We start from the raw sequence: 13,315 nt of genomic DNA, 5'->3' as shown, positions 1-13,315 counted from the left end.
AATATCTTTTCAAAAAGCGATCATCTCTCGGCAGAGCCTGAAGATAAGATAGCTATACAATGTTTTAAACTCTCTTCCCAATGAGGAATCTCAAGTCCAAAAGTCTCTTTTATCTTTGTTTTATCGAGCACCGAATAGTGTGGACGGGCAGCCTTGGTTGGATAGTCCACTGTGTGCAAGGGAAGAACCTTACACGAATCAATGCCTGCCATGCGATGAATGGCCAACGTAAAGTCGTACCACGAACAAACTCCTTCATTACTAAAGTGATATATCCCCCTTACTATACCTTTATTTATTATAGCATAGATAGCAATAGCCAAATCGTGCGCATAGGTCGGTGTACCAATCTGATCGAAGATAACACCTAGATTATCGCGTTCTCGCCCCAAGCGGATCATCGTCTTCACAAAGTTGTTGCCATAAATAGAGTACAGCCACGCCGTGCGAATCACAACCGCTTTCTCACAACAAGCCAGTACCTTCTCCTCGCCTGCCAATTTAGTTGTTCCATAAACAGAAGCCGGACAAGTCGGTTCCTCTTCGGTGTAAGGGATATGGTTTGTTCCATCAAATACATAATCGGTCGATACTTGTATCATAGCCGCCCCACGACTTTGTGCGGCAGCAGCCAGATAGCCGGGAGCAATATTGTTCAGCTTATCACAGAGATCTTTATTCTCTTCCGCATTGTCCACTGCAGTATAAGCAGCACAGTTTGCAATTACATCAATTTGATTTTCTGTCACATAAGCCTCAATAGCTTGTTGGTTACATATATCAAGTTCCTGCACATCGGTAAAAAAGTACGTATGCTGAGCATTGTCTTTGGAGAGAACTCGCATTTCGTTTCCCAACTGTCCGTTGGCTCCGGTAACAAGTATATTCATATCAATCTAATTTCAATTCTCCTTTTTTATCCTTATCATAATAATTAGCCAGCATCGAGAGCAGATTGGTGATAGACTCAATCGCCTTCGCAGTTCCTGTACTAACCGTTTTTTTCTGTAGCCTTAGAAGCATCACTCCATACAAAGCCTCAAAACAAGTTTCAAGTTCGGGTTCTTCTTTCTTTTCACCTTTCGCACGCAGTTCAACAATAAAAGGTAGAGCTTTAAAATAAGCGCCATTATAAAAAGGAAACTGGGGTGAATTCAGCAAAGTGTTATGCAACTCAGTCAGGTTGATTATCACATTCCGGTTTATCTGTAAATGCCCTTTCTCTTGCACACCTTCCTCTCGCATCATGTTCACCAGATCAGCATACCATTGCCTCAAAGTACTTCGTTCCTCATCAGATACCTGATAAGCAGAAATTATATTTCGCTCTAATTGGTCAATATCGCAATTATTGGCCCTTATCAAGTCCTCTATCTGCCACATATAGATCAGATATTCAGCTATATTCTTATCTTTCAGTTGTTTCGCTATTTGCATTGCTATATATTATTATTGAGAGGTCACATTATATTCTAAACAGAAAACATAGAAAAGAGAGCTAGTAGAATGAGGCTCCAAGTAATGTAAAAATGAGGCCTAACAATGACACGAAGATAACCGCTCCACCAATAATCCGGTTAATAAGCCATATTCCTCGTAGATTGAAACGTGTGCGCACCTTACTGACAAAGAACGTCAAGCCAAACCACCAAGTCAAAGCTCCCATCACAATGGCCGAGTAACCTGTTACTTCTTCAAAGACAGGATTGCCGGGTAATACAAAAGCGAATCTGGCAAATAAACCGATAAAAAGGAATATAATAAGCGGATTGGATAATGTTACAGCAAAAGCTGTTATAAAATTATGAAAGTATGTGCCTTTGCTAGAAGAAGCCGGGCGAATAGATTGTACCGGATTGCTCCGAAAGGTATAATAACCAAAACCAAGGAGCATCACACTGCCCAATAGTTGCAAATAGAAAAGATTAGCATTAATAAAATCGAAGATAAAACTCATACCGTAACCCGTAAGTAATGCATAAGCTATATCACTAAGCGAAGCACCAAGTCCGGTTACAAAACCATACCAACGACCTTTGTTTAAAGTTCGCTGGATGCAAAGTACCCCTACAGGTCCCAGTGGTGCAGAAACCACGATGCCTATAATGAAACCTTTTATCAATAAGTCTAATATGGTGACCTCTATTTGAAACATTGCGCAAATATCGTATTTTTTTGTGAGACGCACATACTCCGTTAACGTTTTTTCGTGACATTAATAGTTTAAAACAGCATATTCTGACTTAAGAGTGAGATAAAGCAAGAAGTTGACAGTAAATCAAAGTCGACAAAAAGATCACCAATTTATACATCATCAGACTTATTCAACACGTAAAGAATCTCTAATAAAAGATCATATACCTTTATTTAAGAGAACTATATTATGAGATAAAATTTAACTAAATGAAATTAAGAACTTAATATCTTAGCTATTTTAACTCTATGCGTTAAATTTATAAAGATACTACGCAGGCTTGTTTCAGGATCTTTTTCCGCATTAAATTTCTATATTGCCCAACACTCAATCTAATTTATTCTTTCTTTTCTTTTTCATCGACAGCGTTTTTAGCTATCTTTGCAGCACCATTTACAATACGTAATTCATAATTCGTAATTCAATATGATCTTTTTTTTCAGAACTCCTTCCAAAAGCGTGATTGCCGTAGAATGCGGCCACGAGCTCACCGCGAATGATAGTAAGAAACTCTGCTGGCTTTTTGGAGAAGCCAACAAGGAAAGTGAAGAAAACCTGCTCGGATACTTTATCGGTCCACGGCGCGAAATGATTACTCCATGGAGCACAAATGCCGTGGAAATCACTCAAAACATGGGATTAGAAGGCATCACTCGTATCGAGGAATACTTTCCTGTGAACGACGAGAATGCCGACCGCGACCCCATGCTGCAACGCATGTATCATGGGCTAAATCAAGAGATTTTTGTAACCAATCGTCAACCGGATCCTATCTTATATATAGAGAATCTGGAAGCCTACAATGAAAAAGAAGGCCTTGCTCTTTCGAAAGAAGAGATGGACTACCTGAAAAAGGTGGAGCTCGATTTGGGACGCAAGTTAACAGACTCTGAGGTATTCGGCTTTGCTCAAATCAACTCAGAACACTGCCGACACAAAATATTTGGTGGCACATTTGTAATCGACGGAGTAGAGATGGAATCTTCACTCTTTCAGATGATCAAGAAAACAACGCAAGAGAACCCCAACAAGATTATCTCCGCCTATAAAGATAATGTGGCTTTTGCCGAAGGGCCGGTAGTGGAACAGTTTGCTCCTGCTGATCATTCAAAATCTGATTATTTCCTTATTAAAGATATTAAAACGGTTATATCGCTAAAAGCGGAAACGCATAACTTCCCGACTACCGTAGAACCTTTCAATGGTGCATCGACCGGCACAGGTGGTGAAATACGCGACCGCATGGGCGGTGGTAAAGGTTCTTTGCCTATCGCAGGAACTGCAGTATACATGACTTCTTACCCTCGCACCGAAGAAGACCGTGAATGGGAAGAAGTACTGCCTGTACGCAAATGGCTATACCAAACACCGGAACAAATCCTGATTAAAGCTTCTAATGGTGCTTCAGACTTTGGAAACAAGTTCGGCCAACCGCTTATCTGTGGTTCGGTACTCACCTTTGAACACAAAGAAAACGATGAAGTTTATGGTTACGACAAAGTGATCATGCTTGCCGGTGGTGTGGGTTATGGTACAAAACGAGACTGCCTGAAAGGCAAACCCGAAGTAGGCAACAAAGTAGTACTGATTGGTGGAGATAACTATCGCATCGGTTTAGGTGGTGGCTCAGTATCTTCTGTAGATACAGGACGCTACAGCAGCGGCATTGAACTGAATGCCGTGCAAAGAGCCAATGCAGAAATGCAGAAACGTGCCAATAATGTGGTACGTGCATTGTGTGAAGAAGATGAAAACCCAATTGTTTCTATTCACGACCACGGTTCGGCAGGACACGTAAACTGTCTTTCTGAACTGGTTGAAGAATGTGGTGGATTGATTGACATGAGCAAATTGCCTATCGGAGACAAAACTCTGTCGGCTAAAGAGATCATTGCCAACGAATCTCAAGAACGCATGGGACTCCTTATTAAAGAAGAAGCCATCGAGCATGTTCGCAAGATTGCCGAACGTGAACGTGCCCCAATGTACGTGGTGGGTGAGACAACAGGAGATCAACGTTTCTCATTTCAACAAGCAGATGGCGTTCGTCCGTTTGATCTTGCTGTGGAGCAGATGTTCGGTTCTTCGCCAAAAACTTACATGATTGATAAAACTGTGGAACGTCATTACGACAATCCAACATACGAAATATCTCAGTTGCACGAATATCTCACTCAGGTACTTCAACTGGAAGCTGTGGCTTGCAAAGACTGGTTAACCAACAAAGTAGACCGCTCAGTAACAGGTAAAGTAGCCCGTCAACAATGTCAGGGAGAAATTCAACTTCCACTAAGCGATTGTGGCGTGGTAGCACTCGACTATCGTGGAGAAAAAGGTATTGCCACTTCCATCGGACATGCGCCGCAAGCTGCATTAGCTGATCCGGCGGCCGGCTCAATTCTTTCTGTTGCCGAAGCTCTGACTAACATTGTTTGGGCACCACTTACCGAAGGACTGGATAGCCTATCACTCTCTGCCAATTGGATGTGGCCTTGCCGCTCTCAAGAGGGAGAAGATGCACGCCTCTACACAGCTGTTAAAGCTTTAAGCGATTTCTGTTGCACATTGCAAATCAATGTTCCTACGGGCAAAGATTCGCTTTCAATGACTCAGAAATATCCCGACGGAAGTAAAGTTGTTTCTCCGGGAACAGTCATCGTTTCCGCAGGAGCCGAAGTATCCGACGTGAAGAAGGTTGTTTCTCCTGTGTTAGTAAACGATGAAAAATCAACCCTGTATCACATCGACTTTAGTTTTGATTCATTCAAACTTGGTGGATCAGCCTTTGCACAATCACTTGGCAAAGTTGGTGATGATGTACCTTGCGTGCAAGATGCCGAATACTTCCGTGATGCTTTCCTCACCGTGCAAGAACTCGTCAACAAGGGTTTCATTCTGGCAGGACACGATATATCTGCCGGAGGACTTATCACTACCCTACTTGAAATGTGCTTTGCCAATGTAGAAGGTGGTATGGAAATCAACCTCGACAAACTACAAGAAAACGATATTATCAAAATATTATTTGCCGAGAACCCTGGTATTGTTATTCAGGTAAAAGATAAGCATCACGAAGAGGTGAAGAATATCCTCGAAGAGGCAGGCGTAGGTTTTATAAAACTAGGAAAACCAACCGAAGAGCGTCATATCCTTGTAACGAAAGACGATGCTACGTACCAATTTGGCATCGACTATATGCGTGATGTGTGGTACTCATCTTCTTATCTGCTCGACCGCAAACAATCAATGAACGGTTGCGCACAGAAGCGTTTCGAAAACTACAAGATGCAACCTCTGGAACTAGCTTTCGCCTCTACCTTCAAAGGCAAGTTCTCTCAATATGGCATTCTGCCCGAACGTCGTACTCCTAGCGGAACACGTGCTGCAATCATTCGCGAAAAAGGTACAAACGGTGAACGTGAAATGGCTTACTCGCTTTATCTCGCAGGTTTTGACGTGAAAGACGTTACCATGACCGACCTCATTAGCGGTCGCGAAACACTCGAAGATATCAGCATGATCGTTTATTGCGGTGGATTCTCTAACTCCGATGTTTTAGGTTCTGCCAAAGGTTGGGCCGGTGGCTTCCTCTTCAATGAAAAAGCAAAAACAGCTCTGGATAACTTTTATGCCCGTGAAGACACATTATCACTGGGTATCTGCAACGGTTGCCAACTGATGATGGAACTTGGACTTATCAACCCGGAACACGAAGCGAAAGGAAAGATGCTTCACAATGAATCACACAAGTTTGAATCTAGTTTCCTTGGCGTAACGATTCCTACAAATCGTAGTGTGATGTTCGGTTCACTAAGCGGAAGCAAGCTTGGACTCTGGGTAGCCCACGGAGAAGGGAAATTCTCTCTCCCATACGAAGAAGGAAAATACAATGTGGTAGCCAAATACAGTTATGATGAATATCCAGCGAATCCTAACGGATCTGATTATTCAGTAGCAGCTTTGGCTAGCGCTGACGGTAGACATTTGGCCATGATGCCTCACTTGGAACGAGCTATATTCCCTTGGCAGAATGCATATTACCCTAGCGAACGTCTGGATAGTGACCAAATCACTCCATGGATGGAGGCTTTTGTCAATGCCCGTAAGTGGATTGAAAGGAAAAAATAAGAACTATCTTACTTTTATATATAACACTTCCCTGACTATTCCTTTTCTTTAAGGATAGTCAGGGATTGTTTATTTATTGTAAAGTAGCTAGATCAATGTTTGATTTCCTAAAATTAATAGCTAACTTTGTAAACATAAGAACCGATTATTCAACATTTAGAGAAGTAAACTATGATGAAAATAATTTCAACCTTTCTTCTCATGACTAATGTTGCTTTATGCAACGCCCAGACACACCAGATAACCGATGGAAAATCATCCGATTACACTACAGGAGGATTGTTAATTCTCGGAGTAACAATCGGACTCTTGGTTTTTCTCATTGGTCGCATTATTTTATTAAGAAAAGCTCAAAAAGAATCAGAGGAGAAATTACAATCGTTTGTCGACACTACCCATAACATGCTCACGCCGCTTAGTCTGATAAAATCACCACTTGAAGAGATCCTAAATAAAGAAACCTTAACAAGCGAAGGATTAAGCAACTTAAATACAGCCATCCGCAATGTCGAGTCTCTACTCCGTATAGCAAACACACTGATCAACACCGAAGAAGATAAGGGAAGCTTGATCGTTTCACACTCAGTAAACGAAAATATGCCATTATCTGAAATCCCTCAAGAGAAAAATGCCACTACCGATTTTCAAGTTCTTATTATTGAAGCAGACGAAGAATTATCTCATCAGCTAAAACAATCTTTATCCGAACAATATACTGTGCAGACAACTAATAACGGAAAAGAAGCACTTGAGATGGTCAAAGAATACAAGCCTGATCTTATAATCTCTGACATGATACTTTCCTCAGACATGGACGGAGAAGAGTTATGCACCACATTAAAAAATGATATTGAAACATCACATATCCCCATCGTATTGCTGATCGCTTTAGACGACAAAAAAAGCATCCTAAAAGGATTACGAACCGGTGCAGATGAGTATGTGATAAAGCCTTTTAATATGGAAATTTTGAAAGTAACGCTAACTAATCTACTTGCCAGCAAAGCACTGCTACGCAGAAAATACGCCAATTTGGAGCTTAACAACCCAAACGAATGCATCAATTGTTCCACAGACATTGATTGGCGATTTGTAGATAGCGTAAAGAAGCATGTGGAGGAAAATATGTCAAATCCATCATTCAATGTAGATGTGCTCTGTACCTTGCTCAATATGAGTCGCACAAGTTTCTATAATAAGATAAAAGCTTTGACCGACCAAGCTCCGGCCGACTATGCACGTCTCATTCGTTTGAAGCGTGCTGCACAATTACTAAAGGAGCAACAACACAGCATCACCGAAGTAGCCGAAATGACCGGATTCAATGACCCAAAGTATTTCCGTGAAGTATTTAAAAAACATTTCAAAGTGAGTCCTAGTAAATACGCAAAAGGAGAAGACCAGAATTAATAAAAGAACCATGAATATTTACTTCTCAGCCCTCAGCATTTTTTTTAAAATAGGGCTTTTCACTATAGGTGGAGGATATGCAATGATTCCTCTCATCGAAAATGAAATCGTAACAAAACGAAATTGGATCAGCAAAGAAGACTTTCTTGATTTGCTAGCGATTGCGCAATCAGCGCCAGGAGTTATGGCTATCAATATAGCCATATTTATAGGCTACAAATTACGAGGTATCCGTGGAAGTCTAGCCACCACCTTAGGAGTAATATTGCCTTCTTTCATTATCATTCTGGTCATAGCCATGTTCTTTCATAATTTCAAAGATAACCTCATCGTTGAACGAATATTTAGAGGCATACGTCCGGCTGTAGTAGCACTCATTGCCGCACCGACATTCAACATGGCTAAACTCGCTAAGATCAACCGCTACACTATTTGGATTCCTGTTGTCTCAGCTTTACTTATTTGGTTGCTCGATTTTTCACCTGTATGGATCATCATTGCCGCCGGTGTAGGAGGTTTTCTTTGGGGTAAAATGAAGAAAAAAGAATGCTAATAAAATTGATGCACTAATAATCATTCGTAATGCTATACTTACAATTATTTTATACTTTCTTTAAAATCGGACTTTTCGGCTTTGGCGGAGGGTACGGAATGCTCTCTTTGATTCAGGCCGAAGTTGTCACCAATCATGAGTGGATGTCTGCAAAAGAATTCACTGATATTGTGGCCATCAGCCAGATGACGCCGGGACCTATCGGTATCAATGCCGCAACATACGTTGGCTTTACCGCAACGGGAAGTTTTTGGGGTTCTTTGGTTGCAACGTTCGCCGTTGTTCTACCTTCATTTATATTAATGATTACTATCAGCAAGTTCTTCCTGAAATATCAGAAGCACCCCATTATAGAAGCGGTTTTTAGCGGTCTTCGCCCAGCCATTGTTGGGCTATTAGCCTCAGCAGTACTTGTACTTATGACTTCAGAGAATTTTAGTGCACCAACAGAAGATCTCTACGCATTCATTATCAGCATTGTGATCTTTGTTGGCACATTTATTGCAAGTTGGCATTTCAAAGTAAACCCTATTTTGCTTATAGTACTCTGTGGAGTGATAGGGCTACTTGTCTATTAAAGCTTAATTTTCTTACGAACACTTTTCGACTCGTTATGCAAACGATCAAGAGTTGTAACCACATACGTGTATTTTGTTTTACCACTACCATAAGGGAGCTTATAGAAACTATCTCTTGTGATAGTAACAATATGCGAAGGGTCCTCAATATCCACCTTCTCACCTTTGTTGAATCGATAAACCACATATTGCACAGCACGATCCATCTCAGTTTTCGCTTTCGGTGCAGTCCAGAATAACACATATCCATCTGCAGTCCACACAGCCTTTACCTTTCTAGCCTTCGCCGGAGCTTTATTGTCCATAAAGTCGAACACAGGAACGAGAGAAGGATATTTGCAATACTCCTGAACTAAAGCATCACGATAATGTCCTGCATTTTCCACCACTGCACTAGCTGGCCATTGACAACTGCCGCCAATACTTTGATAAGTGCGTTGCAGAGCTATCTTACGAGGCAACTGATTAATGCTAGGATTCTGAGGATCAGCCTTTTCTACCGTATTCATCACCGATTGTCCGATGAAAAGAGGACGGTTTTCACTGTTACGCGCCCACCATTCTACCAAAGTTTGATAATCGGCACGAGGATGCCCTATCTCCCAATACAACTGAGGGATATTATAGTCTATCCAACCTTCGCGCGCCCACAAAAGCACATCGGCATACAAATCATCATAGTTCTGCAGAGCCTGTGTTTTACTACCCAGCGGATCACTACTCTGATTGCGATAAACCCCAAAAGGACTGACTCCAAACTTAACCCAAGGTTTTAATTCACGAACCGTTTCGTGTATTTTCTTAATCAGCAAGTTCACGTTACTACGACGCCAGTCTCCTTTATTGTCAAAGCCACCACCATAACGAGCAAAACTATCATTATCAGGAAAATCCAGTCCTTTGATAGGATAAGGATAGAAGTAATCATCCATGTGTATAGCATCTATGTCATAACGAGACACGATATCGGTTATCACCATACAAATATGTCGGCGGCTTTCCGGCAAAGCAGGGTCAAAAAAGAGCTGATCACCATACTTCACAAACCATTCAGGATGAATATTATAGACATGATCAGGCGCCAATTGACTCTTTAAGGTTGTTTTCACCCGATAAGGATTAATCCATGCATGAAACTCCATACCTCGTTTGTGGCACTCTTCAATCATAAATTCCATTGGGTCCCAATATGGATTGGGGGCCTCTCCTTGCACACCCGTAAGGAAACGACTCCATGGTTCCAATTTTGAAGCATAGAATGCATCAGCTTCCGGACGCACCTGAAATATGATGGCATTAATGCCGGCTCCCTGAAGAGAATTGAGTTGATCAATTAACGTTTGCTTCACTTTTTCAGTTGGCATGCCACGGAACTGTCCATTCACAGTCTGAATCCATGCAGCTCTAAATTCACGTTTGGGATATTTTTGAGCCTGTATTGTCAATGAAAAAGCCAAGGCTACAAAAAGGAAGAGGAAGTTTCTTAGTCTCATATTGCCATTGTTTATTATAAATGCGGAGCAAAGATAAGAGATAATTCATTAACTTTGCACATTCGCAACCAATATATAAGAGCCGAAAGGCCGCTATAGGTTCAATTACACATATTAGTACATTAGCATTATGTCAGACAGCAAGTATATCAGCATCAAAGGGGCACGGGTAAATAACCTGAAAAACATTGATGTGAACATTCCCCGTAACAAATTGATCGTTATCACCGGCCTTTCAGGTTCGGGAAAATCTTCTCTGGCTTTCGATACCCTTTATGCCGAAGGTCAACGTCGCTATGTGGAAAGTCTTTCTTCCTATGCCCGCCAATTTTTAGGAAGAATGAGCAAACCGGAATGTGATTTTATTAAAGGTATTCCACCCGCTATCGCCATCGAACAGAAAGTAAATAGTCGCAACCCACGCTCTACCGTAGGTACAAGCACCGAAATCTACGAATATCTCCGTCTGCTCTATGCCCGCGTGGGAAAGACTTTCAGCCCGGTAAGCGGACGTGAAGTAAAGAAGCATAGCACGGAAGATATCGTGAACTGCATGTTGTCTTATCCGGAAGGAACGAGATATACGATACTCACTCGTGTCTTGTTACGAGAAGAGCGAACATTAGAAGAACAGCTACAGATAGACCTCAAGCAAGGCTTCAATCGCATTGAAGTCAACGGTGAGACCGTACGTATCGATGAATATGTAGCAAAGAAAAAAGACGAGGTCTACTTATTGGTAGACCGCATGATAGTAGGCAATAGTAAAGATGCCATCAGCCGCCTCACCGACTCTGCCGAGACAGCAATGTACGAAGGAGATGGCAGTTGTTTGTTACGCTTTTATTTAGCGGATGGGAGTACAAAGTTGCATGCATTCAGTACCAAGTTCGAAGCAGATGGTATTGTGTTTGAAGAACCAACCGACCAAATGTTTTCATTCAACTCACCCGTAGGTGCTTGTCCCGAATGTGAAGGCTTTGGAAAAGTGATTGGCATCGACGAACATCTGGTAATCCCTAACCGCTCTCTGTCGGTATATGATGGAGCGGTGGTATGCTGGCGCGGTGAGAAGATAGGTGAATGGAAAGACGAGCTGATACACAGTGCCGAAAAATTCGATTTCCCTATTTTTACTCCTTATTATGAACTGACTGACGAGCAACGTCGGGTGCTATGGGAAGGCAATAAATTCTTTCACGGCATTAACGATTTCTTCCGCATGTTGCATGAAAACCAATACAAGATACAATATAGAGTGATGTTGGCACGCTATCGGGGTAAAACCGTTTGTCCCAAATGTCATGGCACTAGATTGAAACCGGAAGCCGGCTACGTACGTGTAGAGGGTAGAAGTATCAGTGAGCTTGTTGATCTGCCCATGACTGAATTAAAGGTTTTTTTCGATTCAATGAAACTCAATACACACGACACCAACGTATCTCGCCGCATTCTCACAGAGATAAATAGCCGCATCAGCTTTCTTATCAATGTAGGGTTGGGCTATCTCACATTAAATCGCTTATCCAATTCGCTTTCGGGAGGTGAGAGTCAACGCATCAATCTGGCCACCTCTTTGGGAAGCAGCTTAGTCGGTAGTCTATATATCCTCGACGAACCAAGTATCGGTCTGCATAGTCGCGACACCGACAAGCTGATACATGTACTCCGTCAACTACAATCTCTGGGCAACACAGTGGTAGTGGTGGAGCATGACGAAGAGATCATTCGGGCAGCCGATTATATTATAGATATAGGCCCCAATGCGGGACGGTTAGGCGGAGAGGTTGTTTATGAAGGTGACATGAACGACTTACAGAAAGGGACAAACAGTTACACCGTGCGCTACTTGCTGGGAGAAGAAGAGATTCCCCTCCCACTACATCGCCGTCCGTGGAATAATTATATAGAGATCACAGGAGCTCGCGAGAACAACCTGAAAGGAGTTAACGTTCGCTTCCCACTCAATGTGATGACAGTCGTTACCGGAGTTTCGGGTTCAGGAAAGAGCACATTGATCAGAGACATCTTCTACCGTGCGCTCAAACGTGAATTGGATGAATGCAGCGATCGCCCGGGAGAGTTTGCAAGTATCGGAGGAGATTTAAAGAACCTTCGTAATATAGAATTTGTAGATCAGAACCCTATCGGAAAATCATCACGCAGCAACCCGGTGACCTATATCAAGGCATACGACGAGATACGTAAATTATGGGCCGAACAACCTTTGGCCAAACAAATGGGATATACTGCCGGACACTTTAGCTTCAACAGCGAAGGCGGACGTTGCGAAGAGTGTAAAGGCGACGGTACCATTACGGTGGAAATGCAGTTCATGGCCGACCTGATATTAGAATGCGAGTCTTGCCATGGCAAGCGCTTCAAGGCTGATACATTGGAAGTGAAATTTCACGACGCTAACATTTACGACGTGCTACAGATGACTGTAAACGAAGCCGTTGAGTTCTTCACCAAACATGGACAAAAGAAGATCATTAAAAAACTAGCTCCTCTACAAGAAGTTGGTCTGGGCTATGTGAAACTGGGACAATCATCGTCCACACTCTCCGGAGGAGAGAACCAACGTGTGAAACTGGCCTTCTATCTAAGTCAGGAAAAGGCAGATCCTACGCTGTTTATCTTTGATGAACCTACCACCGGACTGCACTTTCACGACATACGTAAATTGCTCGAAGCCTTCGACGCATTAATTCGTCGTGGGCATACCATTCTGATTATAGAGCATAACATGGACGTGATTAAATGTGCCGACCATGTGATAGATTTAGGTCCCGAAGGTGGCGACAAAGGTGGTAATTTAGTTGTTTGCGGAACGCCCGAGGAAGTAGCTGCTTGCGCTGATAGTTATACCGGACAATTTCTGAAAGAGAAACTAACAAAATAACACTTCTATCCGGGTGTATAACACTTATACATCCGGGTAGAAATCTTGTTTCTA

General features: G+C 42.3%; 8 protein-coding genes and 1 pseudogene. 5 read left to right on the top strand and 4 right to left on the bottom strand.

The annotated features are described in order from the left end of the window. Positions 1–20 precede the first annotated feature (20 nt). The 3 genes from rfbD to BQ5338_RS06150 all read right to left on the bottom strand — a co-directional run bounded on the left by rfbD (position 21) and on the right by BQ5338_RS06150 (position 2,155). Positions 21–890 carry a dTDP-4-dehydrorhamnose reductase gene (gene rfbD, locus BQ5338_RS06160; RefSeq protein WP_071145979.1) on the bottom strand — a complete coding sequence of 290 codons (870 nt, stop codon included), beginning with the start codon at positions 888–890 and terminating at the stop codon, positions 21–23. 1 nt (position 891) lies between these two features. Then, entirely contained in the window at positions 892–1,437 is a 546-nt protein-coding gene (locus BQ5338_RS06155; protein WP_071145978.1) for a DUF4924 family protein, read from the bottom strand. Between the two features lie 61 nt (positions 1,438–1,498). After that, positions 1,499–2,155: a LysE family translocator gene (locus BQ5338_RS06150; protein ID WP_071145977.1), complete on the bottom strand. Its 657-nt coding sequence runs from the start codon at positions 2,153–2,155 to the stop codon at positions 1,499–1,501. A 465-nt stretch (positions 2,156–2,620) separates the two neighbouring features. Between BQ5338_RS06150 and purL the strand changes: the two genes are divergently transcribed. From purL to BQ5338_RS06130, 4 genes and pseudogenes are all read left to right on the top strand, one after another. Further along, positions 2,621–6,322, top strand: coding sequence for a phosphoribosylformylglycinamidine synthase (purL, locus tag BQ5338_RS06145; RefSeq protein ID WP_071145976.1), 3,702 nt, complete (start codon positions 2,621–2,623; stop codon positions 6,320–6,322). A 645-nt stretch (positions 6,323–6,967) separates the two neighbouring features. Then, positions 6,968–7,732 (top strand): annotated as a pseudogene (locus BQ5338_RS06140) (response regulator transcription factor); the annotation flags it as partial. 10 nt (positions 7,733–7,742) lie between these two features. After that, on the top strand, positions 7,743–8,285 hold the full coding sequence (locus BQ5338_RS06135; protein ID WP_071145974.1) for a chromate transporter: 543 nt from the start codon (positions 7,743–7,745) through the stop codon (positions 8,283–8,285). Between the two features lie 29 nt (positions 8,286–8,314). Next, positions 8,315–8,863: a chromate transporter gene (locus tag BQ5338_RS06130; protein ID WP_071145973.1), complete on the top strand. Its 549-nt coding sequence runs from the start codon at positions 8,315–8,317 to the stop codon at positions 8,861–8,863. Here the strand turns inward: BQ5338_RS06130 and BQ5338_RS06125 are convergent. Continuing rightward, positions 8,860–10,356 (bottom strand): glycoside hydrolase family 10-like protein, encoded by a 1,497-nt coding sequence (locus tag BQ5338_RS06125; RefSeq protein ID WP_071145972.1) that lies wholly within the window; start codon positions 10,354–10,356, stop codon positions 8,860–8,862. The two genes, BQ5338_RS06130 and BQ5338_RS06125, sit on opposite strands and share 4 nt — an antisense overlap. Before the next feature lie 130 nt (positions 10,357–10,486). Between BQ5338_RS06125 and uvrA the strand changes: the two genes are divergently transcribed. Further along, a complete protein-coding gene (uvrA, locus tag BQ5338_RS06120; RefSeq protein WP_071145971.1) occupies positions 10,487–13,261 on the top strand; it encodes an excinuclease ABC subunit UvrA in 2,775 nt (924 codons plus the stop codon). The last annotated feature ends 54 nt before the right edge of the window (positions 13,262–13,315 follow it).

The sequence above is a fragment of the Bacteroides ihuae genome (genome assembly GCF_900104585.1).
Taxonomy (GTDB): domain Bacteria; phylum Bacteroidota; class Bacteroidia; order Bacteroidales; family Bacteroidaceae; genus Bacteroides; species Bacteroides ihuae.
Note: the sequence above shows the minus strand (reverse complement) of the source record. Positions and strands in the feature narration are given on the sequence as shown.

Bases quoted from the DNA above. Each gene is read 5' to 3' on its own strand.
- rfbD (WP_071145979.1), bottom strand. From the start codon at position 890: ATGAATATACTTGTTACCGGAGCCAACGGACAGTTGGGAAACGAAATG.
- BQ5338_RS06155 (WP_071145978.1), bottom strand. From the start codon at position 1,437: ATGCAAATAGCGAAACAACTGAAAGATAAGAATATAGCTGAATATCTG.
- BQ5338_RS06150 (WP_071145977.1), bottom strand. From the start codon at position 2,155: ATGTTTCAAATAGAGGTCACCATATTAGACTTATTGATAAAAGGTTTC.
- purL (WP_071145976.1), top strand. From the start codon at position 2,621: ATGATCTTTTTTTTCAGAACTCCTTCCAAAAGCGTGATTGCCGTAGAA.
- BQ5338_RS06135 (WP_071145974.1), top strand. From the start codon at position 7,743: ATGAATATTTACTTCTCAGCCCTCAGCATTTTTTTTAAAATAGGGCTT.
- BQ5338_RS06130 (WP_071145973.1), top strand. From the start codon at position 8,315: ATGCTATACTTACAATTATTTTATACTTTCTTTAAAATCGGACTTTTC.
- BQ5338_RS06125 (WP_071145972.1), bottom strand. From the start codon at position 10,356: ATGAGACTAAGAAACTTCCTCTTCCTTTTTGTAGCCTTGGCTTTTTCA.
- uvrA (WP_071145971.1), top strand. From the start codon at position 10,487: ATGTCAGACAGCAAGTATATCAGCATCAAAGGGGCACGGGTAAATAAC.